Raw genomic sequence first — 24,723 nt, 5'->3', positions numbered from 1 at the left:
TTCCGCCTTTTTTTATTTTAAGATTTTTAGAGCACTATTTCTAAACAAAAGCCGTAGCTTCTTGGTACAAGAGAGTAAAGACCAACGCTATGAACGATAAGATTTGTGTGATTACCGGAGCTAATTCTGGTATCGGAAAAGTAACCGCTCGGGAGTTAGCTAAACAAGGAGCGCACGTGGTGATGCTCTGTCGTAATGAAGAAAAAGCTGAGCGGGCTAAAGAAGGTATTCTGCGGGTATGTGGTCATAGCCGGGTCGATATTGTGCTGGCTGACTTATCTTCAACTCAGCAGATACGCTCGGCTGCCGAACGTATTAATGCAGATTGTTCTAAAATTGATGTGCTGATTAACAATGCCGGACTAATTACCAGCAATACACGAACAACCACTGATGACGGTTTTGAGACGACCTTTGGGGTGAATCATTTAGCTCCTTTTCTACTCACGCAATTATTATTGGATAAGGTGTTGGCGAGTAAACAAGGTAACATCATTAACGTATCTTCGGAAGCGCACCGCTTTGCTAGCTTCGACCTCAGCGACTTACAATATGAGAAGCGTAAGTATAATGGATTGAAAGCGTACTGTTCTTCTAAATTATGCAATATTCTTTTTACTCGTGAGTTGAGTCAGCGACTGCCAGCCCACGTAGTAACCAACTCTCTGCATCCGGGAGCGGTGGCCAGTAACTTTGGTGGCGGGGTGCCTGGCTTCTTTGGTATTGTTATGCAATTGGCGCGTCCGTTTATGATTAGCGAGGAGAAAGGAGCCGAAACCAGCATCTATTTAGCGACCAGTGAAGAAGGGTTCACCGCAACTGGTCAGTATTTTAAGGATAAAAAAGTAGTGAGCCCCAACAAAGAGGCTTCTAATAATTATAACGCTAAGCGTTTGTGGGAGATAAGTGAGCAACTACTACAAATTACATTCTTACCTCAAAAGAAGGCTGCCTCAGCTTAATAGCCAGATAAACGTTTTAGTGAACAGCTTTATACGTGGTATTGTTGTACCTTTGTAAAGTGGGTTGTTGAATGAATAATGAAATAGGAGGGTTTATTCATCTACTGCTTCGTTCAACAATTCACTCATTCACTTAAACTGACTTATTTCTATGAAAATATACGATGTGCTCATCGTAGGAGCTGGTCCCTGCGGATTAGCGTGCGGAATTGAAGCTCAACGACAAGGGTTAACGTACGCAGTGTTGGATAAAGGGAGCATTACCGAGTCGATCCGGCGCTATCCGGTAGATATGACCTTTTTTTCTAGTGCAGATAATATTGCTATTGGTGATGTTCCTTTTACTTCCTTGAATTTGCGTCCGAGCCGGGTAGAAGCTCTGAAGTATTATCGTAAAGTAGCAGATCACTTCCAACTCAACGTGCATATTTTTACGGAGGTAGAAAATATTGAGCAAACAGATGGTGTATTTGTCTTACAAACAAATCAGGGCACTTATCGGACAAAAAAAGTAGTGCTGGCGATCGGCTACTACGATATTCCGCGGGAACTAGGGGTGCCGGGTGAAGAGTTGTCGCACGTGATTCACTACTACGACGAGCCTTATCGGTACACGGGTACGAATGCGGTAGTGGTAGGCGGAGCTAACTCGGCGGTAGAGACTGCGCTGGATTTATACCGCAATGGTGTAAACGTAACGCTGGTTCATATTTTTGATGGCATTGATAAAACTGCTAAGTACTGGATCGTTCCCGATTTGGAAAACCGAATTAAGAAAGGTGAAGTGCAATCGTACTTTAACAGTGAAGTGACCGAAATCACTGAGAAAGAGGTGAAAATCAAGAATCTTCAAACCGGAGAATTGCAATCCCTGCCCGCTGATTTTGTTTTTCTGATGATCGGTTATCATCCTGATGCGAAGTTCTTACGAAAGGTAGGTATTCGCCTAAACGGAGAAATGCTGATTCCCGAAATCAACGCAGATACGTTTGAAAGTAACATTCCGGGAATCTACCTGGGTGGTTCGGTTATTGGCGGGGAAGAAACCAAGAAAATCTTTATTGAGAATGGTAAACTGCACGCTCAGCCCATTATGCAAGACATCAAGCAGAAGTTATCGGAGCGAATGGCTTCTAATGCCTAGTGTAGTGTTAATGTATTTTGGTGTTATAGTGCTTGAGAGTCGTGCTGGACGACCTATAACACCATCACCATAGTATGCTAAGCACCAAAACACTATCAAGGCGCGACTTCCACCGTACTAAAGGGTGATAAGTTTACTGAGGGAATACTGGCCTCAAAGCTTTCATTAATTACTCGAATTACTTCGTTCGCTACAATGGCGTGCCCTTTGGGGTTGGGGTGGATGCCATCGGTAGAAATGATACCACTGGGAGAGAAATCCGGTTGGTAGTTTACTCCATCCAAGACTAATCCTCGCTGACCATCCGCTGCTGCTTGGGCTTCGGCACTCATGCCTAGCAGAGCTGCTTGCTGAGAAGTTAACCCTGCTATATCCGCAAATACTGGATTAATATCTAGCAAAGCGACTCGCCCACCAGTGCTAGCGACAATTCGGGCAATCTCGGCATTGAAAGTAGCCAGACGGGTATTAGCGGTAATTTGCTCGTTCAGTGTCAGCACAAATTCATCGGTAGCGGGGTCTTGCAAACCGAAGGGGCCATTGCCAAAATCCTGACCCAAGCGAGGCGCAATCGTAAAAAGTAATAGGTCGCTAGCATTAGACTGGCGTAGCTTGGGAAGTGCATTTGTATTCCCTTCGGCATCTACAATAATGATCACATCACTCAAGTCTTCATCGAGCATCACAATAGGGTTTCCTTGCCCGGCTGAAAATGTAATCTTTCGTTGCTCCGCTTCGGCCGCCTCAAGTGCTTGCTGGTTTACAGCCACATCTAAACCACCGTTGTACTGCTGATAGGCAGCGTTCAATGCATCAGCCGTTGCCTGATCGAGTGGAAGTGGGTTAAAGGCTACCGCCCGATAAAATGGTAGTAACGTAACCGGAGGAATAGTAATAGCAACCCCCTGGGCATTAGGTACGGATAGCATCGCGTTGATAACTCCAGTATAAGCAGCCGTAAAATTATCGATATTGGTTAGTGTACTAGGGTTAGTAAGTTGGGCAAGTGGGTCAATTTCCCCGTCGGGAGCAGAACCACCGGAGTTAGCCCAGCCTAAAACATCGTTTCCTCCTAACCAAACTGTAAAAAAAGAGCCTTGGGCAGCAGCGGCTTGCTGAATAAGCGAGTTAGCAGAAGATGCTGCAATACGACCAAAAAACGGGTTAAACTGGCTATATTCGGGAACAACTGCATCAATTACCCGCATTCCGGGTATACCAAAATTATTGAGTTGGCTAATATCGCCATCATAGGTTGGCGAGAGCGACTCACCGATCGTAGGTACTGGGCCGGGAATGCTTAGATCGAGTAGAAAACGACCTAGAACGGCATCAGGTAACTGTATCGAAACGTTAAACCCATTGACCGAATTGACGTCTGGTTGGTTAAAGGTGCCACCGCCTATTCCTTCAATCTGAAACTGCTGGGCAAGAATGTTAGGAAATGAATTTTGCTGGCCTTTGGTGTACAAAGCGGCATCCATTAGCCCGGCGGTGAGTGAGTTACCTACGGCTACATACTTACTAAAATCTACCGAACCCGGACTGCCGCTAAGCACTACGTTAGGGGTGGGGTTATTCTCTAATCGTTCTTCAATTAGTTCATCTTCGGTATTGCAGGCAAAAAAACTGATAAGCAGGCTTAAGCCACCTACTAGAAAATATTGCTTATTCATCATGATCTTAGTTTAAGAATTCGTCAAAGGTGATGGAAACGTAGTAGATAGCTCCCATGCGAGGGTTGCCAAAGGAAGTGGTGTATCGTTCATTAAGAACGTTAGAGCCTCCGATCTTCAAGATTGACTTCAGAGAAGGTAGTTTGTAGCTTACCTGAGCATCTAATGTTTGGAAAGCTGGAATTATCCCTTGCCCGAATGATGATTCCCAGAGAAATGCATCTTGCCACCGCCAAACCAGATTAAACCCGATGTTGTCCGTAACTTTTCGGTTAGCAAACCGGATGTTATAGCGCCATTCCGGAGTATTATATTGCGCTTGGAAGCCCTGTCGGATTAGGTCATCTTGGTCTAAAAGCTGATTAAAAGCAACATTGCCTCCCAGTGTATATCCTTTGTCTAATGAATAGTCTAAGCCTACGGCAAATCCGTGGGCATCTACTGTTCCATCAGTATTGATATCAAATCCGAAACGCTGGGTGGCTACCGTTTGCTGTACAATTCCTTCGGGGTTAGCCGGGCCTTCGTAGGGAGGCAGCCCATCGCTAGTAACCGTTTGCGTAAAGTCAACCTCAGCAATAAAATCGCGGTAAGAGCTGTAGTAGTAGTAAGCGTCAATAAGTAACCTGTTATTAATCAATCCTTTATAACCTACTTCATAGGTATTAACTTTTTCAGTGTCAAACTCTTCAAATTCTATCGGGTCTAGTAAGTCTACCGAAGCAGCTACATCGCCAGTAGCGGCAAAATTAGCCTGAGCCGCTTGTACACTCGGCGTGGAGTATACCTGATTACTTTCAAAGTTATAGCGATCTACCAAGACCGAGTTGCTTCCAATCAAACGACGAGTAACTACATTTAAGTCAATAAACTGATCTTGGGTGGTAGGAATACGGAAGCCTCGTTGAAATGAAGCTCGCACATTATGCCCGTTGGCCACCTTCAGTACCCCTGACAAACGGGGAGAAAATTGTCCTTCAAAATACTCGTTTTTGTCGTAACGTACTGACCCACTGAGATCGATCTTATCGTCGGCTACTGATTTAGAAACCTGTACGTAGGCCCCCCATTCGTTAATGTCAAATTCTTCACCATTATCCTGTAGTGCAAACAAAGTTCCACTCGAGTTCAGATCATACCGGCGGTAATTAGCACCCACTACCACTTCGGCGAAATCAATCTTATCAGAAAAATTATACATGCCTTCAAAGTGGGTCAGACTGGTTTCATCCAGGAATTTAGCACCACCTTCTGAGATAGGTATTTGTCGTAGTGAATCGAATAGCTGTTGATATTCGCCATTAGTTAGATTGGCTGCCCGCAACGCATCGCTGGCTCCACGGGCAGCTCCGTGAGCCTCTTCTACCGAAGCCCCACCTAGTCGCGCCCCGGCAAATGCACCCGCATAGGCAGGGATAGTCGTTTGGGCGTTGATAAGCGAAGCTAGCGTATTAGCCGCGTAGCTATCGCCCGAGTTTTCCTGAGTACGGTAGCCCCGTACGAAAAAATTACTGCTACGCAGTTCGGCTTTAGCAGTCCAGATTGATAAACCATCTAGCACAAATCGGTCGTTGGCCGTATATACGGTGCTTCCAGAGCCGTGGTTAAACTGAGCTAGTGCCTCTAGCTCATCGTTGATGCGGTAATGCAAGGCTGCGCCTAACTTCAAACTTTCGGTCGTATTATCCACAAAATCTCGCTCGGTATAACCGGTAGGAGTAAAAAAACGAGTTTCATCTGTTGGAAGGAGAGCTTCTACTGCTGCTAGAGCTGAACTGGAAGGAATGAGAGATCTTAAATCTACTAGTGGTTCCCCGTAGACATTCACCCCATCGTAAGTTCGCCGTCCGGCTCGGTTATTTGGGTCAATGTTCTCATCGCTACGTTCCACAATATCACTTTGATCCCGAAAATCTACTCCGCGAAAGTCATTCGCCCGGATGTATTCGGCATTAACTTTAAAGGCAAACTTGTTATTAAACGCTTTAGCGTAGCGCAAACCAAAATTATAGTAGGGCGATGGGTCATCGTCTTCGCCATCCACGTGGTTGACTCCGAGTCGGGCGGTAGCACTCAACCCCTGGTAGTCAAACGGGCTTTTGCTTTGCATCAAAATGATCCCGTTGATAGCGTTTGGCCCGTACAAAGCCGAAGCGGCACCAGGAAGTAATTCTACACTTTCCAAATCCAGTTCAGGAATACCGACAACGTTGCCTACCGGGAAATTAAGGCCGGGGGCTTGATTATCAATTCCATCAATCAACTGAACCGTGCGGGTATTACCGTTGGCCCCGAAGCCCCGGACATTCACTGTTTTAATAAGCAATCCTTGAGCACTGACATCAATTCCCTTGAGATTAGCGATCTGATCGTAGAAGTTAGGAGCGGCGGATGACTGCACATCGCGAATGTCCATCTTCTCGATAGAAACCGGTGACTCCAAAATAGATTCTTCTACTCGGGAAGCAGAGACTACTACTTCCTGACCTAGCATAGTTTGTTCGCTCAACGAAATGGATAGATTGTCAGTAGGTTGGGTAATTTCTACTTCTTGAGCTTCGTAACCTACGCTGGAGACTACGAGGGCAAACGGCGGTGGATCATGAACTACCAACGAAAAGTTACCCTCGGTGTTGGTCACAGTTCCTACTACTTTGCCTTTTACCAAGATGTTCACTCCTACTAAGGGTTCGTTATTGCTGGCATCTAAGACTTGGCCACTAATTGTAGTGGATTGAGCAAATACCGCAGTGCTCGAGAGGAAGAGGATTAGCAAGAGAGTTCCTGCTAAGTATAGATTTCGTCTCATTGTTAGGTGTTGATTTAAAAATTATCAATAAGAGGATTGAAAAAATATCTGTATTAAAAATCTTTTAAAGATAGAAACTTTTTGAATTTAGTATGCATGCATAAGAAAAAATACTTATCGTGACTAAACGCGCTTAGAATCGTATTTATTGAGAGTTGGCATTGACTGAGTGTTTAGTTAACCAACAAAAAAGATGTAGGTTTAGCAAAAAAGCATAAAAAAACCTGTCCGTGCAAAGCGAACAGGCTTGAATGAAATAAGAGGGAAAACAGCTTACTGAGCGGTCATCTCTACTGAGCGTTGAATAAAACTGGTAAGGTCAGCTCCGGTAAGCATATTCTGCGAGAGTTTAGCCAAATCTATGGCTTGCTTAGCTAATTGGTCTTTCGCACTCTCATCGCTCTCTTCCAGAATTTTCTTGGTAAGCGGATGGTTCGCATTCACCGCCACGCTGTACTGATCGGGCATTTGCCCCATCATCGCAAAACCTCCGCCTCCGGTGGCAGCCATATCTTTCATGCGACGCATAAATTCAGGTAGCGTGATGGTTACGGGCATTTCATCCGGCGAGAGTGACTCTACCGAAACCGTCATGCTTTTACTGTCCAACACTTTTTCGTAAACTTCTTTTACGCTATCTTTTTCCTTATCGGAAAGTACGCTTTCTATCTTTTCGTCTTTTTCTACGAGCTTGTCGGCAATATCGGCATCCACTCGCTTCAAGCTAGTTTTTTCCAGCTTCTGCTCCAACATGTTAATAAAGTGGCTATCAATAGGTCCATCGAGTTGAAGCACATCGTAGGAACGCTTCTTGGCCGATTGAATGAAGGTGTCCTGCTTTCCTGCATCAGTAGTATACAAGTACACTAAGTTTCCATCTTTATCGGTTTGGTTGGGGGCTACTTTCTCGCGGTACTCATCAAACGTAGCGTACTCACCATCCGTATTTTTGAATAGCGCAAACTTCAGTGCTTTTTCGTAGAATTTATCTTCCGAAATCATTCCGTACTTTACGAATAAGCCGATGTTATCAAATTTCTCTTCGTAGGCTTTGCGATCTTTCTTGAAAAGCTCATTCAGTTTGTCAGCGACCTTCTTGGTAATGTGAGCATTGATTTTCTTCACATTACCGTCTGACTGCAAGTAGCTACGCGATACGTTGAGCGGGATGTCCGGTGAATCAATAATTCCGTGCAATAGCATCAAGAACTCGGGTACTACGTCTTTTACCTCATCAGTAATAAATACCTGACGGGAGTACAGTTGAATCTTGTTCCGGTTCATCTCCAGATCGTTCTTGATCTTGGGGAAGTAGAGAACGCCAGTAAGGTTGAAGGGGTAATCAACGTTGAGATGAATCCAGAAAAGCGGATCTTCGGAAAAAGGGTAGAGTTCTTTGTAGAAAGCTAGATAGTCTTCGTCCTTCAGATCGGAAGGAGATTTAGTCCAGATTGGATTGGGATTGTTGACTACTTTTTCGTCAAACTCAACCTCAATTGGTAGGAATTTACAGTATTTATCCAGGATTCCCTGAACCCGGGCTTTCTCTAAAAATTCTTCAGAATCTTCATTCAGATAAAGTACTACGTCCGTTCCTCGGTTTTTCCGAACGGCTGAGGTGATTTCAAATTCGGTACTTCCGTCGCAAGTCCACTGTACTGCTTCACTACCCTCCTGATGCGATTTGGTAATCAAGTCAACTTTATCGGCTACCATGAAGGAGGAGTAGAATCCCAGACCGAAATTTCCGATAATCTGGTTTTCTTCACCCTTGTCTTTATACTTCTCTACAAACTCAGTAGCTCCGGAGAAGGCAATCTGGTTAATATATTTTTTTACTTCCTCATCGGTCATCCCGATACCGTTATCACTGACGGTCAAGGTTTTTGTCTTTTCGTTAATAGTGATCTTCACCTTTAGGTCACCAAGTTCTTCTTTGTATTCGCCAATGGCGGCTAATCGCTTTATCTTCTGCGTGGCATCCACTGCATTGGAGACTAGCTCCCGCAAGAAAATTTCGTGATCGGAATACAAAAATTTTTTAATAATCGGGAAGATGTTCTCGGTATTGATCGAGATGGTTCCTTTTTCTTCTACCATATTTATGTTACGTTTTGGAGTGTACAGATTTTTGTTGAAACCTATTTCAAAATACATTCCAACGAGTAGAAACGTGACACTTTGTCAGAGAACGATATGGTGCTTTAGTGTTAATGTGTTATGGTGTTTGTGAATAACTTTGAACACTTCGGCACTCTCTGTTTACAGATTAGCTCAATATCATAAAGTGTATTTTAGTCCTACTGCTAATCCCGGCCATAATTCGTGGGTTTGGTGATTGCCTTCTTCACCGAAAGATCGGCTAAGATTATTCGGAGCTAGCGTTTGTCCATCGTTACTGTAAAAATAGTTGGCATCTAGTGTAGCGTACAGATAAGTAGATTTATTTTTATAGAACAAGCGCGAACCCATAGTTAGCCCAATTTCCGAAAGCAGATTGGTCTTGTGCTTTGCTTCAGCGAAATCAACGTAGGAAGTTCCGAAGCCGAGACTTACAAAGTAGAATTCTCCGGTAATGTCGGGAGAATAATTATAGAACTGTTTCTGCCAGTTCCAGCCGTAGGCGCGATACGTACTCTCGGAGAAATGAGATTGTCGGTATATAATCTGATTCATAATACGCTTCAAACTTCTGGCAGGTAAAAGTCCGGCGTTTTTGATATTTCCGGTGCTGATGGAAAAATTCATCAAAAAGGTTTCGTCTACAAAAGTTTCTAGTGAGGTGCTGTTGCCAAGATTCAGCAGACCGAATGGCGTACTATCGGGCTTACCTTTTTTGTGCGGAGTTCGGTAGACATTGATTAGACCAATGTGGGTGCCCTGATTATCACCCGACACGTTAATTAATCCAATCTGTAAACCATTCATGACTCTACTGAAATTCACTAAGCCTAACTGTACTCCGGTAGATGCGTCTTCTTGCACGGAGTTCTTTCCCTCTATTGTCTTTGCCCTATTAGCTAATCCTATTTGAAACCCACTAAGCTCTCGGAAAGTACGATTGTACGGAGCAATCTGAACGCCCATAGTAGATCCTTTCGCAATATTTGCCAAGCTACCCAATTGCACCCCGATCAGCAGTCCGCCGGAATAGTTGAGAAACCCGCCAATTTGCGCTCCAGTTGTAGACTTCTTCGCAATATTAGCTCCTAGAGAAATTTGTCCGCCACTGGCTCGTCCGCGAACATAGTTCATTAAACTACTGAATTGAATTCCGTTCAGAAATGGAGTATCCCCTTCCTTCTCTGCTTTAAGAATTGCTTTGGGCGATAAACCTTGGTAGTAATCCACTCCGACAATGTTAGCCAATCCAGCTATCTGAATTCCATTAGCCTGTTCTATCGTAGCGGATGATATTCCGCTGAGTTGAAGCCAGTAGTTACCTCGCTGGTATCCAGATAAAATATTGAAGGTGAGATAGGAATAGTGATTAGACGGATCAAGACCAACAGAACTCAAACCCGGGACTAGCGTCAGATTCAGGGTGGAAGTAGAATGCGAAGTTTGTTGACTATAGCAAACCGCTGAGCATTTTATTACGATAAACAAGAGGCAAAGCAGAAGCCGATAGAGTATAGCAGGTAAATGCATAGTTTACTTACTTACCATCTCTACTAGCTTGATTGGCATCACAAATACAACGAACGGCGAACCGCCTCATATTCTTTGGTTTGTCCAATACATGATGCCCGTGTGAGTGCATAATTATTTCATTATGTTTTACATGAACATGCGGTTGGGGAGTGTTTGATACATCGTGGATGATCCATACTGTAGTTTGTTCTTGGGGTTTCCACTTGTTGCCTTCTACCCAGCCAGTAGCGGCCATATCTAGGAACGTAGAATCGTCCATTAGTGATAAGTTTACGATCCATTCGCTGTCTAGTAGTAAATCTTTATATAAATTCTGCTGACTTGCTACGTATTTTACCGAATCAGCTAAGCCATAGTAATGCTCAATCTCTTTGATAGCGGCTCGGTACTCGAGCCAGGTGGGAACACGCCAACCCTCAGGGCAAATATTCACCAGATCGGTGGGGTAGTAGTAGTTTCCGTACTGACAGGCTTCTGAGTGGGGATTCTCACTGCACCAACTGGTAGGGGTTTGGTACCGAATATTCTCTTTGAACCAGCGATAGCTCGCTATTTCAACTATTTCATATTCGTTACCATCTCGAGCATCCATAAATATGTGCTGTCCGCAAACCGAAAGGTGAACCGATAGTAGGAGGACTACGCTGAAAACTTGCCCGCTGTATGGTATGTTCTTTCTACCTTCACGCTGAATTCTTCCCGTAGTCATAGATAACATTGTCGGTAGCTAATAAGCAAACAACGGAACCTGCTATCGCCTTATTGACCATAGAGCAATTTAAAGTTTTGATGTAGTAAAACTTTATTAAAAAGTGCTAGGGTGTTCAAGTGTTCGAGATTCTGAGTTCAGTAATATGGCACACTTGTTATCTCAATCGATTAGCTGAGCGGACGAGCATTTCATCGCGGCGGATGAAGCGATTGGCTAAGAGGTTCAGCACCATTGCTACGGCAGGCAAGTACAATCCGAATTCGTAGTCGCCCTGTATGGTGTTGGCGGAAAGTTCTTCTCCTTCAAAGCTGAAGTAGACAATAGCAGCTAAGGTTCCGCCGATGAGCAGTGAGTTAAGCAACCCCAGTTTTATTTGAAACAAGCGGTTGCGGTAGCGAAAAATTCCAAAAAAGGCGGTAGCCATTGCCAAGGTCGCCAGCACGGCAATAGGCCAGGCACTTTGGGCCACTACCGCTTCTCCGGCTTCATCAGTCATAGAGACCGACTCAATGGCGTAGGCATCCAGCACCAGCACCTTTTGCTGCTCAATAATGGTTTCTTCCCAGATATTAACTAACAATAATAGTCCCATACAGATGGCCACTCCTAATAGAAATAATGATTGAACTCTTTGTAACATAACTAATGGCTAGTATCTTTTTTTTAGAATCTACGTATAAGATAAGCTTAAATCGGGCGCAAAGTTATTAATAATTGCAATAACATTACGGGCTTGAGTTAGTTAAATAAAACGAAAGACTACCATATAATTGAGCATAATTATGGCGGATAATAATGAAAAACTGCAAAATACTGAGAGCCAGGAAGCTCAAACGAGCGAAACGACAGAAGAAGTTGTGGAAACCCGTCGCAATCAGTATTCGGAAGCAGAAAAGATAGATATTTTTGATAACGAATTCCTACCTCAGATAGATTCTATGTACAACTTTGCGTATCGTCTTACCTTCGATGAAGACGATGCTAAAGACTTGGTGCAGGAGACATATCTGAAAGCGTTCCGGTTTATTGATTCATTTCAGCGAGGAACTAATGCCAAAGCGTGGCTGTTCCGCATACTGAAGAACAGCTTCATCAATGACTTTAGAAAGAAGAGCAAAGAGCCCTCTAAGGTTGACTATCAGGAAGTTGAGACCTACTACAACTCAGAAGATGTAGACGCAAGTATTACAACTGACCTGAGGGTAGAAGCGGTTCAAGATATGATTGGAGATGAAGTTTCCAACGCACTCAATACTTTAGCAGTTGACTTCCGGACCGTGATCATCTTGTGCGACCTAGAAGGGTTTACTTACGAGGAAATGGCTAAAATTCTGGATATTCCGATTGGAACTGTCCGCTCGCGTCTCCATCGCGCTCGCAACCTTTTGAAAGAAAAGCTAAAGTCTTACGCTGAATCAATGGGATACCAAGGTTAAGCACTTTTTAGCTATGAAAATATTATGTAAGCAAATTTTTTGATTCTTGATTTAATGCTGTACGCCTATGTTACCTAAGGACTCGCCCCACTACTCACGTTGCCTGGAGTTACTACCATTGGTGCTCGATAGCCAAGCTTCTACCGAAGATGTTGACTTCTTTCATCAATACGCCGTTAATTGGCCTGAGGTGCTGGATTGCTACGAAAAAGAAAAAGCCTTCCGTGAAACGTTAAAGATTAAATTGGGGCGATTCAATGCTCCTGACGACCTACTCAGTGATATTCGTAAGCACATAAACCCACAAAATATATCGTAGATGTCCCCTTTTCAGGGCAAAGCTATCATTTTCTCAGCGCCTTCTGGCTCAGGGAAAACTACCTTGGTTCATTATCTTCTTGCGGTTAATCCCAATCTTTCATTTTCAATATCAGCTACTACCCGCGAGCAGCGAGGTAGCGAAACTCATGAACGTGATTATTACTTTTTCTCTCCCAACGAGTTTCGGCAGCAATTGCAGAAGGATGCGTTTATTGAGTGGCAAGAAGTGTACCCTGATCGCTACTACGGAACCTTGAAATCAGAGATAGACAGAATATGGCGCAGCCAGAAGAACGTTATCTTTGATGTAGACGTAAAAGGGGGCATCAATCTAAAAAGCTACTTCGGCGATAGAGCATTGGCCGTGTTCGTTCGCCCTCCTTCTTTAGAGGCACTTAAGGATCGGTTACTAGCCCGGAACACAGATTCTGCCCAAAGTATTCAACACCGCCTAGAAAAAACCGAATACGAGCTTGGGTTTGAAAAGTACTTTGATGCAACAGTCGTCAACGATGATCTAGAAAAAGCCAAGCAAGAGGTGCAGCAGCTATACCAAGCATTTACCCGTTAGCTCCCTCATCTTGTGTTTCAATAAATTATATTCATCTTGCGCTCTTTATCTCGTTAATACCATTGTATGATCTTGTCTATGACTGGCTACGGAAAATCAAAAGTTTCCGATAATATAGCTGACATTACCGCTGAAGTAAAAACGTTAAACTCGAAATATTTGGATGTTAGTATCAAACTGCCCCGAGCACTCAGTGGATACGAGTTAGAAGTACGAACAATGATATCAGATCAGCTAAAACGGGGAAAGGTGAACTTAGTGGTAGAAATGGAAGAGAAAAAAGCAAATGTAAGTGGATATCAGGTTAACGAGGATTTACTGAAATTGTATTTTCAAACATACCAGAAAGTTGCTAAGGAACTGGGGGAATCTACCAATGATTTGTTTCGTTTGGCAGCTCAGTCGCCTGATGTTGTTCAAAATGCTAATGCTGGTGAGGTAGATACTGCGTTGTGGTCGTTAGTAAAAACGTGCATTCAGCAAACTTTAGAGCGATGTGTCTCCTTTCGGCGGCAAGAAGGAGCTGCGCTAGAAAAAGATATTAAAGAAAGAGTACACCAAATAGCCACTGCACTAACGTGCGTGAAAGGTGAGGTGCCCCGTCGGAACGCTCACTTCCGGGAGCGTATTCAATCCCAGCTTCAAGAAATCTCCCAGGAAAATATAGATGAGAACCGCTTTGAGCAAGAAATGATTTATTACCTGGAGAAGCTTGATATTAACGAAGAAATCGTTCGCCTGTCTAATCACTTATCGTTCTTCTCAGAAGTGCTGGCTGAACCTCAGGCCTCCGGGAAAAAGCTAGGCTTCGTTAGTCAAGAGATTGGTCGGGAGATCAACACTATTGGAGCCAAAGCCAACGATGCAGCTATTCAGCACCATGTGGTAGCTATGAAGGAAGAGCTGGAGAAGATTAAAGAGCAAGTATTAAATGTGCTTTAGCAATAGCTGTTAACAGCTGCTTAGATTGTGGCAACTAGCTAAAAAATCAGATCATGACAATGAGAACTTTTAGTGGCTCGTTTCGGTAATAAGTATACCAATGATCTGTTGATCTCTAATAATGCGTTATTCATACATTTTTCTTTCTCTCTATTTGTTGTTGGGAGCTTGTGCAAGTTCTGAACAATCAATGGAATCTCCGGTTGATTTGCTAGATAAATCAACCATGGCCTCCATTCTTATTGATCTTCACTTGGCCGAAGCCAAGATGAGCTACACTGGTTCTCGAAATGCTGATTCTATAGAAATTATTTACCGCAATTACGAATACTCAGTCTTCAAAGATCACAATGTGACTGATTCCATTTACTTTCGCAGCTACGAATATTACCTGGATCATATGGCCGAGATGGAGCAAATCTATTCGGCTGTAGTAGATAGTTTAAGTGTTATGAACAGTGCTGAGAAAGCAAAAGATTTAGGTATTGCCAACCGTTAGGGTAATTTCACTCCCTTCAGTCGGTCAGAAGTAAGTTACCACTGAGAAAGCTAACTTTTTCTTGCTCATACTGCTTTGTGAGATTTCTATAGAGCTGAAAACAAACCGGGCGAAGAAAGAAATCAGGTAGCTATCCTATTAATAGTTAAAATTTCGATCTAATTTTGCGCGAATTACGCAGATTGTTGAGAAAGAGATAATAAGGCCGACAGTTTCGTAAAGAAACTCTAATTTCCTTACCTATTGCATAGGCTAACGAAATAACGATTTGAAATGGGTGGGTCTTACACGAAATTTGTATAACTTAAAAAGAATAAAAATACCACTCAAACCACATTAGTAATCAACTTATGGGATTGTTCGACTTCTTTTCCAGCGATATAGCCATTGACTTAGGAACGGCTAATACGCTGATTATAAATAAAGAAAAAATTGTCGTAGACGAGCCATCCATCATCGCCATTGACCGCACTTCCAATAAAGTATTAGCTATTGGCCGGCAAGCGATGCAGATGCACGAGAAGACACACGAAAATATAAAAACTATTCGCCCCCTAAAAGATGGGGTAATTGCCGACTTCCACGCGGCGGAGCATATGATTCGGGGTATGATCAAGATGATTGATACTGGAAACCGTTATCTTCCTTCATCCCACCGCATGATTATCTGTATTCCTTCGGGTATTACTGAAGTGGAAAAACGAGCGGTTCGCGACTCAGCGGAACACGCCGGAGCTAAGGAGGTATACATGGTACATGAACCTATTGCGGCTGCTATCGGAATTGGAATTGACATTGACCAACCGGTGGGTTCAATGGTGGTGGATATTGGTGGGGGGACAACCGAAATTGCGGTAATTGCTCTTTCGGGGATTGTATGCGACCAATCTATTCGCGTAGCGGGCGATACTTTCAACAAAGATATTCTGGATTACATGCGTCGGCAGCATAATTTGCTAATTGGTGAGCGCTCGGCGGAAAAAGTGAAACTGGAAGTAGGTTCGGCTCTAACCGAGCTAGACGAAGAACCAGACGATTACGAAATTCGCGGACGCGATTTGATGACCGGTATTCCGAAGGTAATTAAGGTTTCTTATTCGGAGATTGCTTATGCGCTGGATAAATCTATTTCTAAAATAGAGGAAGCAGTGCTAAAGGCATTAGAAATTTCGCCCCCCGAACTCTCGGCGGATATTTATGATAATGGAATTCATCTGACCGGAGGAGGAGCTTTACTACGGGGGTTGGATAAGCGGTTAGCCCTGAAGACTAAATTACCGGTACACGTGGCTGATGATCCGCTACGAGCCGTCGTTCGGGGGACTGGAGTAGCATTGAAAAAGTTTGACTTGTTTAAGTCAGTGTTGATGACGTAAGATGTATAATCTACTCTCATTTCTATTAAAATATCGTACCACACTCCTGTTCGTAGTCCTGGAGGGACTAAGTGGGTTTTTTATTGTCAATAATAACGCATATCACCAAGCAGCAGTCATCAATTCGTCTAATAAGATGGTGGCTTCTGTAATGGATTTCTCTAATACCGCTTCAGAATATTTCAACCTTCAGGAGGCAAACGATCAACTAGCCCAGGAAAACGCTCAGCTTCGGGCGGCTCTTTCCGGACAACCTAACGAGTCGCTGCAAGATGTATTCAACCCAATTATAGAAGATTCATTAGCACTACAAGCCCTATCGCAAGATTCTCTATTTGTGCTACCTCGTGTACGCAGCCGAGCCGATAGCTTACGCTTTCAGCAGTACGCTTTTATTCCGTCGAAGGTGGTAGACAACACGGTTAAAAACTTTAAAAATCACGTGACTATCAACAAAGGGCGAGCTGATGGTATTGAACCCAATATGGGCGTGATTAGTCCCAACGGCGTAGTTGGGAAGGTAAAAGATGTATCGGAGCATTACGCACTAATAACATCGATTTTACATACCAATATGAATGTGTCTGCGCTGGTGAAACGCTCCAGCACGTTAGGCTCCATAGAATGGAGTGGCTCTGATCCTACAACAGCCAGTTTAAGATACATTCCTATCCATATTAATGTTATCACCGGAGATACTGTAGTTACTTCGGGTTACAGTGGAATTTATCCTCCCGAAATTCTGATTGGAACAGTGAAAGAAGTGCGTCCCGAAGAAGACGCTGCCTTTTATAGTATAGATGTAGACTTATCGAATGATTTTTACCAACTATCGTATGTATACGTGGTAAAAAATAAACTAAAGCAGGAGAAGGATTCGTTGTTGCACCAAACTATTGTGGGGGAATGAATAGTCGGCATCTGCTACCGCAAGCACTTAACTTTATTGTTTTCTTTATTATTCAGGTACTGATAGTGAGAAAGCTAGTACTGTTTGACGTAGCTTTCTGCTACGTATATTTTGCTTTTCTGCTTTTGCTACCGATTGAGCTAAGTGCTATAACAGCGATGTTACTAGCATTTGTTACGGGTCTGCTAGTAGATGTTTTCTATAATACCTTTGGAATTCACGCGGCGGCTTGTGTGTTCATCATGTACATCCGCAGGTTTTGGATTGACTTTCTGACCCCTCGGGGTGGGTACGATATGGGAAGTATTCCATCGCCTCGGTCGCAAGGGTTGCAGTGGTTTTTAACTTATGCATTGCCCCTGCTATTGGTTCACCACATCTTAATCTTTTTTATTGAGATTGGTGGATTCCAGCTATTCAGTTACACTATCTTGAAAGCGGTAGCCAGTGCAGTGTTTTCGTTTATCATGATATTAGTTATTCAATACATCATATACTCTTCTTCACGTAGAAACGTATTATGATCAACAACAATCGTAAATTTGTCATTCGGCTCACTTTCATTCTTATTGCCGGTATCTACCTGGTGAAGTTATTCGCTATTCAGGTACTTAATGAAGACTATCAAGCCAGAGCTGACAGTAATATTATTGATCGGGAAATTCGCTACCCCTTCCGTGGTCTGATTTACGACCGCAACGGAAAGCTAATCGTATATAACGCTCCAGTGTACAACTTAGAAGTTGTTCCGAAGGATGTTCAGCTAAAAGATACGCTGGCGTTTTGCGAGATATTCGGAATTACCAAGGAAGAGTTCGATGAGAAAATAATGAAGGCTAAGCAATACTCCTACGTAAAGCCTTCAGTGTTCATCAAGCAGATTTCCAACAATACATTTGCTTCGGTACAAGATTACTTGGTCGATTTCCCCGGATTCCGCATTCAAGCACGTACCAATCGCTCATACACTTACCGAAGTTTAGCTAATGCCCTAGGGTACATCGGTGAGGTGAGTCCTGGTCAGCTAGAGCGAGATGAGGAAAATTTTTATCGGCAAGGCGACTATATTGGTATTCTGGGTATTGAGTCGAAGTACGAAGAGCAACTGCGGGGTAAGCGGGGCGTGAAGTACAAAATGGTAAACGTACGAGGGGTAGAAAAAGGGTCGTACAAAGATGGTACTTTTGATACCCTTTCTATTGCGGGAGAAAATTTGGTGAGCACAGTAGACATCAACCTACAGGAATATGCCGAAACGCTAATGATGGGCAAACGGGGTAGTATTGTAGCGATTGAACCCAAAACCGGTGAAATTCTTTCTTTCGTATCGGCACCGTTTTATGATCCTAATTTATTAACTGGAAGAGACTACGGGAAAAACTATAGTAAACTGGCCTCAGATACCACCAAACCCCTGTTTAATCGCCCGCTGATGGGAGCGTTTCCCCCAGGTTCAATTTTCAAAATCGTTCAGGCACTGATAGGTTTAGAAGAAGGGGTGATTACGCCTAATACCCGCTTTCGCTGCGAACGAGGAATCATTGATTGTCACGGCCCTCATACTAATGAAGATTTGCGAGGGGCTATTCGGGTATCCTGCAACCCGTACTTCTGGAACGTCTACCGCCGGCTGCTCAACCAAGGAGCATCTGAAAATACCTTTGTTGACACTGAAATTGGCCTGGAGAAATGGCGTAAATACGTAACTAGCTTTGGCTTAGGTCATCCGTTAGGTGTTGATTTACCGCACGAGCGGGCAGGATATGTGCCCGGCCCCTCTTTATATGATAAAATATACGGAGACAATCGCTGGAAATTCTCTACCATTTACTCTAATGCTATTGGGCGGGGGGAGTTACAAATTGTACCTCTGCAGATGGCTAACCTGGCAGCGATTATTGCTAATCGGGGGTACTACATCACTCCGCACATGATAAAATCTATCGGCGAAGATGGACAGTCTCTCGCCCAGTATCAAGAAAAGAATTATACCGATGTGAGCCCCGAGTATTTTGAGATAGCGGTGGAAGCGATGTCTGATGTAATTAAGAGCGGAACCGGTATGCGGGCTAACCTACCTGATATTGAGGTCTGTGGTAAAACCGGAACCGTTGATAATGAAGATCGGGGAGAGGAAGACCACTCGGTGTTTATTGCCTTTGCCCCTAAGGATGATCCTAAAATTGCTGTCGCCGTTTACGTAGAAAACGCTGGACAGGGAGCACGGGCTGCTGCTGGTATTTCCGGGCTAATGATTGAGCAGTATCTGAAGGGTTGCACCGAACGGCCGCATATGGAGGAATTTGTTTTGAACGGAGACTTTATTTACTAATTGTGAGAGAGAGTAATCAACTTGTTAACCGACTAGATTGGGGTACAATTGCACTGTACTTACTACTGGTTGCTCTGGGTTGGCTTAACATTTATGCGGTAGTGTACGACGTGCAAGCTGACCAGAGCATTTTTGATCTTTCACTTAGATCAGGTAAGCAGTTGGTATGGATTATAGCTGCCGGAGTACTCATTACTACTATTATGTTAGTAGATTTTCGGTTTTATAGCTCATTTGCCTATTTCTTCTACGGGGGTGTTATTCTAATCCTCATTTTTGTATTGCTGTTTGGACGGGAAATAGCGGGTTCTAAGTCCTGGTTCGCTATTGGATCCTTCCGGATGCAGCCTTCTGAGTTTGCGAAGTTTGCTACTGCATTGGCGGTGGCTAAGTACCTCAGTACCAATAACCGGGTATTCTACAACCTTAAATCTCAGCTAACCTTATTTGCCATCATTGGGCTGCCGGCAATTCTAATTATACTACAAGGCGATACCGGAACGGCTATGGTATACGCCGCTTTTGTGCTGGTTTTTTATCGAGAGGGCTTTTCTCCTCTGTTGTTAGGGATTGGCATTGCCGCCGTAATTTTATTTGTGCTCACACTATTTATTAGTCAAGTATATCTGATCATTGCCGTGGTGGTTACCGCCTTCTTGCTGATTGGTATCAACTCGCGCAAGACTAAGCGCATTATTGGTATCTCAGTGACAGCAGTGGCAGTAATCAGCCTAGTGGTTAGCGTAGATTTTTTTGTGACAGATATATTAAAGCCCCACCAGCAAAACCGAATTAAAGCGCTCATTAATCCTGACGGTGATCCAATGGGCTACGGCTGGAACGTAACCCAATCTAAGATTGCTATCGGCTCAGGGGGGGTATGGGGTAAAGGTTTTTTACAGGGTACGCAAACCAAGTTCGACTTCGTTCCCGCACAAAGCACTGACTTTATTTTTTGCACCATTGGTGAAGAGCACGGCTGGACAGGCAGTGCTGTGCTCATTATACTATTTGTTTGGCTACTCTATCGGGTCACAATTATTGCTGAACGCCAAAAATCCGGTTTTGCTCGCATATACGGCTACAGCGTAGCGGCTATTCTCTTTTTCCACTTCGCCGTAAACATTGGTATGACGATTGGGCTATTCCCCGTGATTGGAATTCCTTTGCCATTCTTCAGCTACGGCGGTTCTTCGCTCTGGGCGTTTACCATTCTGCTATTTATCCTACTCAAACTAGACGCTCACCGTTTACAGATGCTCACTCGGTAAATGAATAATGATGAATGAATAATGATGAATGAATAATGATGAATGAGTAATGATTGATGCCGTTAACTACTCATTATTCATTCATCATCAATCATTACTCATCAATTGTATCGTTTAGAAACAATTTCTAGTAACTCAACTACTTCTTCTGAATCCATTTTCCAGTGGTGCTTTTGGGCAAATTCGTGACGAAGAAAATTGAATGCCTCTACGTACGACTGTTTTTGGTCTAGCTCGTAAATCGCCTGTTGGTATTCTTGAGGGTCATTGCCAAAAAGCTCACGAATAAACATATAGCGCTGGTTCACCCCAATGTACTCGCGAATGCTTCCAATTTTATGTTTTTTCTGAATATCAGTTAACGTAGTGTTCGCCGACGATTGTTCGCTCAAGTAATCATGCAGTGTGCGAGGATCGGTTGGTACTACCGCTTCCTCATGCTCATCTTCTTCTGGTGTTCGCACGGATTCTTCTTCCGAATGAGATGGCTCATTATCTGCCATCAATTGCTCAGGTTCAAAAGAATATATTTCCGAAAAGCTAGCTACGTACGGTGAGGCATCTTCCAGCGGGTCAGAAAATTCATTAACCGTTTCATCTAGCAAATGCGTAGCTGCATCAGTGTCGAGCACGGCGGTTGGCTGTTGCCGAAACTTGTTAATGTACAGTTCCAATAAGGGGCGGTTGATCTTGATGTACTTTAGCCAAGTGAGCACGTCTTCTTCTCGGATACCTTCAGCCGAAATAGTTGCTACTTGCTGTTGGTAGTAAACATTAGGGCTAAGCACTAAATATAAAGTTTCTTGAACAGCCTGCTCAACCAATGGCTGAAGGTGGCTTTGGTCTACTGAAATATGTTGCGAAAGGGTATTGATAAAATCATCCAGTGCCTGCTGAACTTCTTCCGATTCGTAGTCAAAATAAGGGCTGCGAAGCTTATCGATCTCGTGCTGCCACTGATCGAATAGTGCTTTGATAACCAAGAGGTTGATTTGCTTCACTGGAGTGAGATTGAGAATGGCCTTACCACTTAGTCGTTCACTAGTAGCATAGGCAACAGAAAGCACTTTCTCGGTAAATTCTTCACTGTATTGTTTTACTAACGCCTGATCAAGTTTGCGCTCCATACGGTTATTTATTTCTTTTGCACGGTATTAATTATGGTTGGTAGGCATACGATTGATAAGATGCCTACTAATACAATCTAATTCTTCGATAATTAGTTACCAATACCCTAGCAAAGATCGGGCAATATGTTTACTGAACCCCAAGTAGGTGGCCTTCCATTAGGCCAACCGTATACCGGCTGGATTGAAGTTATCTGTGGCTGCATGTTCTCCGGAAAAACCGAAGAGCTGATCCGGCGACTAAATCGGGCGATCATTGCCCAGCAGCCCGTTCGTATCTTCAAACCTGTTTTAGATAATCGCTACGATAAAGATCACGTGGTGTCGCATAATCAAACGAGTATTCCCTCTGTCAGTGTAAATTGTGCTCAGGATATTCTCTCGCAGGTGGAGGGGTATCAAGTGATAGGTATTGACGAGGCTCAGTTTTTCGATGAAGAGATTGTAGGTGTTTGTAACGAATTAGCGAATCAGGGCAAACGGGTAATTGTAGCTGGGCTGGATATGGATTACGAAGGAAAACCCTTCGGAGCCATGCCCAACTTGCTGGCAATTGCCGAATACGTAACTAAAACTCACGCTATCTGCGCGGTATCTGGTGCGGCGGCATCATTCTCTTATCGCTTAGATAATTCCCCCGATCAGATACAAGTGGGGGCCCGTGATCAGTACGAAGCCCGTAGTCGCTACTATTTCTACCAGGGGCAGCATAAAAAGGAGCATACTAAAGACGAGGAAGATACTTCAGCCCGTTAAGGCACTATGAGAGTTTTAGTATCTGCCGTGTTCTTTCTGAGTTTCATTCAACGGCCGCTGGCGCAGTCAGATATTCCTATTGAAACCTGGCGAACGCACTTTTCCTATCAAGATAGTCGCATTATTGAAGTTACCCCGGAGCGGATATACGTGGCGGCTGAACACGGACTATTTTACCTGAATCGGTCGGATAATGCGCTGCAAATACTCTCTAAGAATGATGGTCTTTCTGACGTGGGCATCACCGCCATGCGATATACGTCGGGTGTAGGATTAATTTTAGCGTATCGGAGCGGAGTGGTAGATTTAATCTACGATGGAGAGGTGTATCCTTTCACTCTGATTCGGGACGAAACAGATGATAGTGAGATCATTTACGATATTTTAGTACAAGAAAACTTAGTTTATCTTGCCACTACTGCCGGGGTGCGAGTGCTGTCTTTGGATCTTAATCAAGATGAGCCGTGGCAGATTCAGGAATCGTACGTTCAACTAGGAGCGACGGGGGAAACGGTAGCGATCTATCAGTCGGCCATCGTTGATGATAGTATCTTTCTGGCGACTGAAGCGGGAGTTATTGCTAACACCTTAGCCCCATTGGTCAATCGACAGGACTTCAATACTTGGCAACGATTTGATATTGTTCCCGGAGAAGAAACCACGCGCCACTTAGCACTCTCGAGTGGTGAGTTTTTTGTAGCAGTAGATCAACACGCGGTGTATCGCTATCGCAGTGGGCGGTGGGAACCAACTGTGCTTTCTACCGAAGCAGCATTTGACGGACTGGCATCTTCCAATGATGGTCTTCTGATATTAACCAACGGACAATCCTTTCGGCTAGGTGGATCGGGCGAGGTAGTAGCCGTAGAAAGTGAGACAATTCGTTTTGCTCAGGCTATTGTCGAGACAGAAAATGACCTTTGGATTGCCGATCAGCAGCAAGGGTTATTAAGGATTACTAATGAGCAGGTAGAGCAGTTTTTACCCAACGGTCCGGTTTCCGATGATATTCAGAAATTGAGCTACGCTAATGGTGCGGTGATAGCATTAAAGGATGAAGCCCCCGGAGCTTACGCAGTATTCTCAGATGGGCAGTGGCAAAACTACTCCGGTTTACCCGTGGCTTCTCGGCTTACAGATGTGGCCTACGCCGAACCTACTCAGCAGTATTACTTTGCCAGTTTGGGTGAAGGTGTTTTACAGTGGGATGGTCAGGAAGGCTTTTCGGTACTCAATCAGGTGAGTGCGGGTAGTACCTTGGAGAACGATCAGGTTACCGCTCTTCTTTCTAATCAAAACCGCTTATGGCTAGCTAATTACAATGCTGTTTCATCGCTTCACCTGATTAATCTGGATGATAATCGCTGGCAACCAGTGGCATTCAATCGTAATACGGCCAGGTATCCTCGGCAATTGGCGCAGGACTTTAACCAGCAGGTATGGATGATGATTGGCAACAGGGACTTAGATCAGCCTGGGAGTGATTTGCTAGTATTTGATCCTGAGAATAATGATCGTTTGTTTATCAGCGACCGAGTGAATGCCTCGCAGCTTCCGGGGCGACAGCTAACCGATATGGCAGTGGATTTGGACGGCCAGCTTTGGCTTACCGGTAGCGAAGGCGTAGCCTTTTTTCCGACTCCTGAGCAAGTATTTAGTGATGCTACCTTGCTTAAGCCAGTGTTTGACCGACAGTTTTTGCTGTTAGGCGAGTTCGTTACTTCGGTAGCGGTAGACGGAGGCAACCGTAAATGGGTTGGAACCAACTCGGGGCTATGGCTCTTCTCGGAAACCGGTGAGGAGTTAGTGTATAATTTTACTACTGAAAATAGCCCACTGATATCGGATGTCATCCTGGATATTGTGGCCAATAATCAGAGTGGGGAAGTATTCATTGCTACCGATCGGGGAGTGGTTTCGTTTCGCAGTACGGCTACCGAAGGTGTCTTTGCTCACCAATCGGTAAAGCTCTTCCCAAACCCGGTGCGGCAGAGTTTTGATGGTTTAGTAGGAATACAAGGATTGGTGAATCAAGCTACGGTGAAGATCACTACGGTTTCGGGAGTGTTGGTACAGGAGCTGCAAGCCGTGGGCGGCACTGCCACCTGGGACTTACGCGCCTACACGGGTGATCGCGTACAGTCAGGAGTATATTTAGTCTTTAGTGCTTCCGCCGATGGTTCCGAGACCTTCGTCGGTAAGATTGCGGTGGTGCCTTAAGCTGA

The 24,723-nt window shown here is 44.1% G+C and carries 21 protein-coding genes; 14 read left to right on the top strand and 7 right to left on the bottom strand.

Annotation, left to right across the window (positions count from 1 at the left end; genetic code table 11):
* Positions 1-89: 89 nt before the first annotated feature.
* Both P0M28_RS05950 and P0M28_RS05945 read left to right on the top strand, forming a co-directional pair.
* A complete protein-coding gene (locus tag P0M28_RS05950) occupies positions 90-962 on the top strand; it encodes an SDR family oxidoreductase (RefSeq protein WP_302208722.1) in 873 nt (290 codons plus the stop codon).
* 151 nt (positions 963-1,113) lie between these two features.
* Positions 1,114-2,106: a YpdA family putative bacillithiol disulfide reductase gene (locus tag P0M28_RS05945; protein ID WP_302208721.1), complete on the top strand. Its 993-nt coding sequence runs from the start codon at positions 1,114-1,116 to the stop codon at positions 2,104-2,106.
* Positions 2,107-2,201: 95 nt separating this feature from the next.
* Here P0M28_RS05945 and P0M28_RS05940 read toward each other — a convergent pair whose 3' ends face one another.
* From P0M28_RS05940 to P0M28_RS05915, 6 genes are all read right to left on the bottom strand, one after another.
* Positions 2,202-3,785 (bottom strand): SGNH/GDSL hydrolase family protein, encoded by a 1,584-nt coding sequence (locus P0M28_RS05940; protein WP_302208720.1) that lies wholly within the window; start codon positions 3,783-3,785, stop codon positions 2,202-2,204.
* Between the two features lie 4 nt (positions 3,786-3,789).
* The gene (locus tag P0M28_RS05935) at positions 3,790-6,591 is read right to left on the bottom strand and encodes a TonB-dependent receptor (protein WP_302208719.1); all 2,802 of its coding nucleotides are present in this window, start codon (positions 6,589-6,591) and stop codon (positions 3,790-3,792) included.
* A gap of 273 nt (positions 6,592-6,864) precedes the next feature.
* A complete protein-coding gene (gene htpG, locus P0M28_RS05930) occupies positions 6,865-8,691 on the bottom strand; it encodes a molecular chaperone HtpG (RefSeq protein WP_302208718.1) in 1,827 nt (608 codons plus the stop codon).
* Positions 8,692-8,871: 180 nt separating this feature from the next.
* Entirely contained in the window at positions 8,872-10,110 is a 1,239-nt protein-coding gene (locus P0M28_RS05925) for an LA_2272 family surface repeat-containing protein (protein WP_302208717.1), read from the bottom strand.
* A 139-nt stretch (positions 10,111-10,249) separates the two neighbouring features.
* Positions 10,250-10,954 carry an FISUMP domain-containing protein gene (locus P0M28_RS05920; RefSeq protein ID WP_302208716.1) on the bottom strand — a complete coding sequence of 235 codons (705 nt, stop codon included), beginning with the start codon at positions 10,952-10,954 and terminating at the stop codon, positions 10,250-10,252.
* A 157-nt stretch (positions 10,955-11,111) separates the two neighbouring features.
* Positions 11,112-11,597: a DUF4293 domain-containing protein gene (locus tag P0M28_RS05915; protein ID WP_302208715.1), complete on the bottom strand. Its 486-nt coding sequence runs from the start codon at positions 11,595-11,597 to the stop codon at positions 11,112-11,114.
* 142 nt (positions 11,598-11,739) lie between these two features.
* Between P0M28_RS05915 and P0M28_RS05910 the strand changes: the two genes are divergently transcribed.
* The 10 genes from P0M28_RS05910 (at position 11,740) to rodA (ending at position 20,615) form a co-directional block, all read left to right on the top strand.
* Entirely contained in the window at positions 11,740-12,393 is a 654-nt protein-coding gene (locus P0M28_RS05910) for a sigma-70 family RNA polymerase sigma factor (RefSeq protein WP_302208714.1), read from the top strand.
* 67 nt (positions 12,394-12,460) lie between these two features.
* On the top strand, positions 12,461-12,712 hold the full coding sequence (locus P0M28_RS05905) for a hypothetical protein (protein WP_302208713.1): 252 nt from the start codon (positions 12,461-12,463) through the stop codon (positions 12,710-12,712).
* Positions 12,713-13,285 carry a guanylate kinase gene (gene gmk / locus P0M28_RS05900; RefSeq protein ID WP_302208712.1) on the top strand — a complete coding sequence of 191 codons (573 nt, stop codon included), beginning with the start codon at positions 12,713-12,715 and terminating at the stop codon, positions 13,283-13,285.
* Positions 13,286-13,351: 66 nt separating this feature from the next.
* A complete protein-coding gene (locus P0M28_RS05895; RefSeq protein WP_302208711.1) occupies positions 13,352-14,227 on the top strand; it encodes a YicC/YloC family endoribonuclease in 876 nt (291 codons plus the stop codon).
* Between the two features lie 121 nt (positions 14,228-14,348).
* Positions 14,349-14,726 (top strand): DUF4296 domain-containing protein, encoded by a 378-nt coding sequence (locus tag P0M28_RS05890; protein ID WP_367281897.1) that lies wholly within the window; start codon positions 14,349-14,351, stop codon positions 14,724-14,726.
* Positions 14,727-15,076: 350 nt separating this feature from the next.
* Positions 15,077-16,102: a rod shape-determining protein gene (locus tag P0M28_RS05885; RefSeq protein WP_302208708.1), complete on the top strand. Its 1,026-nt coding sequence runs from the start codon at positions 15,077-15,079 to the stop codon at positions 16,100-16,102.
* A gap of 1 nt (position 16,103) precedes the next feature.
* On the top strand, positions 16,104-17,012 hold the full coding sequence (gene mreC / locus P0M28_RS05880; protein WP_302208707.1) for a rod shape-determining protein MreC: 909 nt from the start codon (positions 16,104-16,106) through the stop codon (positions 17,010-17,012).
* Positions 17,009-17,536, top strand: coding sequence for a Rod shape-determining protein MreD (locus P0M28_RS05875; RefSeq protein WP_302208706.1), 528 nt, complete (start codon positions 17,009-17,011; stop codon positions 17,534-17,536). The genes mreC and P0M28_RS05875 overlap by 4 nt, the downstream gene beginning before the upstream one ends.
* Entirely contained in the window at positions 17,533-19,344 is a 1,812-nt protein-coding gene (gene mrdA / locus P0M28_RS05870) for a penicillin-binding protein 2 (protein WP_302208705.1), read from the top strand. Before P0M28_RS05875 ends, mrdA begins: the two co-directional genes overlap by 4 nt.
* A gap of 2 nt (positions 19,345-19,346) precedes the next feature.
* Positions 19,347-20,615 (top strand): rod shape-determining protein RodA, encoded by a 1,269-nt coding sequence (rodA, locus tag P0M28_RS05865; RefSeq protein WP_302208704.1) that lies wholly within the window; start codon positions 19,347-19,349, stop codon positions 20,613-20,615.
* Positions 20,616-20,716: 101 nt separating this feature from the next.
* Here the strand turns inward: rodA and P0M28_RS05860 are convergent, their stop codons facing one another.
* On the bottom strand, positions 20,717-21,742 hold the full coding sequence (locus P0M28_RS05860) for a DUF8457 domain-containing protein (RefSeq protein ID WP_302208703.1): 1,026 nt from the start codon (positions 21,740-21,742) through the stop codon (positions 20,717-20,719).
* A 126-nt stretch (positions 21,743-21,868) separates the two neighbouring features.
* On the opposite strand from P0M28_RS05860, the gene P0M28_RS05855 reads away from it, so the two are divergent.
* Both P0M28_RS05855 and porZ read left to right on the top strand, forming a co-directional pair.
* Positions 21,869-22,498 (top strand): thymidine kinase, encoded by a 630-nt coding sequence (locus P0M28_RS05855; protein WP_302208702.1) that lies wholly within the window; start codon positions 21,869-21,871, stop codon positions 22,496-22,498.
* A 6-nt stretch (positions 22,499-22,504) separates the two neighbouring features.
* Positions 22,505-24,718, top strand: coding sequence for a type IX secretion system anionic LPS delivery protein PorZ (gene porZ, locus P0M28_RS05850; protein WP_302208701.1), 2,214 nt, complete (start codon positions 22,505-22,507; stop codon positions 24,716-24,718).
* The last annotated feature ends 5 nt before the right edge of the window (positions 24,719-24,723 follow it).

Source organism: Tunicatimonas pelagia (assembly GCF_030506325.1).
GTDB classification, from domain to species: Bacteria; Bacteroidota; Bacteroidia; order Cytophagales; family Cyclobacteriaceae; genus Tunicatimonas; species Tunicatimonas pelagia.
The sequence above is the reverse complement of the archived record's forward strand: the minus strand, read 5'-3'. Positions and strand labels throughout refer to the sequence as shown.

Coding starts and splice junctions, on each gene's coding strand:
- P0M28_RS05950 (WP_302208722.1), top strand. CDS start 90: ATGAACGATAAGATTTGTGTGATTACCGGAGCTAATTCTGGTATCGGA.
- P0M28_RS05945 (WP_302208721.1), top strand. CDS start 1,114: ATGAAAATATACGATGTGCTCATCGTAGGAGCTGGTCCCTGCGGATTA.
- P0M28_RS05940 (WP_302208720.1), bottom strand. CDS start 3,785: ATGATGAATAAGCAATATTTTCTAGTAGGTGGCTTAAGCCTGCTTATC.
- P0M28_RS05935 (WP_302208719.1), bottom strand. CDS start 6,591: ATGAGACGAAATCTATACTTAGCAGGAACTCTCTTGCTAATCCTCTTC.
- htpG (WP_302208718.1), bottom strand. CDS start 8,691: ATGGTAGAAGAAAAAGGAACCATCTCGATCAATACCGAGAACATCTTC.
- P0M28_RS05920 (WP_302208716.1), bottom strand. CDS start 10,954: ATGACTACGGGAAGAATTCAGCGTGAAGGTAGAAAGAACATACCATAC.
- P0M28_RS05915 (WP_302208715.1), bottom strand. CDS start 11,597: ATGTTACAAAGAGTTCAATCATTATTTCTATTAGGAGTGGCCATCTGT.
- P0M28_RS05910 (WP_302208714.1), top strand. CDS start 11,740: ATGGCGGATAATAATGAAAAACTGCAAAATACTGAGAGCCAGGAAGCT.
- P0M28_RS05905 (WP_302208713.1), top strand. CDS start 12,461: ATGTTACCTAAGGACTCGCCCCACTACTCACGTTGCCTGGAGTTACTA.
- gmk (WP_302208712.1), top strand. CDS start 12,713: ATGTCCCCTTTTCAGGGCAAAGCTATCATTTTCTCAGCGCCTTCTGGC.
- P0M28_RS05895 (WP_302208711.1), top strand. CDS start 13,352: ATGATCTTGTCTATGACTGGCTACGGAAAATCAAAAGTTTCCGATAAT.
- P0M28_RS05890 (WP_367281897.1), top strand. CDS start 14,349: ATGCGTTATTCATACATTTTTCTTTCTCTCTATTTGTTGTTGGGAGCT.
- P0M28_RS05885 (WP_302208708.1), top strand. CDS start 15,077: ATGGGATTGTTCGACTTCTTTTCCAGCGATATAGCCATTGACTTAGGA.
- mreC (WP_302208707.1), top strand. CDS start 16,104: ATGTATAATCTACTCTCATTTCTATTAAAATATCGTACCACACTCCTG.
- P0M28_RS05875 (WP_302208706.1), top strand. CDS start 17,009: ATGAATAGTCGGCATCTGCTACCGCAAGCACTTAACTTTATTGTTTTC.
- mrdA (WP_302208705.1), top strand. CDS start 17,533: ATGATCAACAACAATCGTAAATTTGTCATTCGGCTCACTTTCATTCTT.
- P0M28_RS05860 (WP_302208703.1), bottom strand. CDS start 21,742: ATGGAGCGCAAACTTGATCAGGCGTTAGTAAAACAATACAGTGAAGAA.
- P0M28_RS05855 (WP_302208702.1), top strand. CDS start 21,869: ATGTTTACTGAACCCCAAGTAGGTGGCCTTCCATTAGGCCAACCGTAT.
- porZ (WP_302208701.1), top strand. CDS start 22,505: ATGAGAGTTTTAGTATCTGCCGTGTTCTTTCTGAGTTTCATTCAACGG.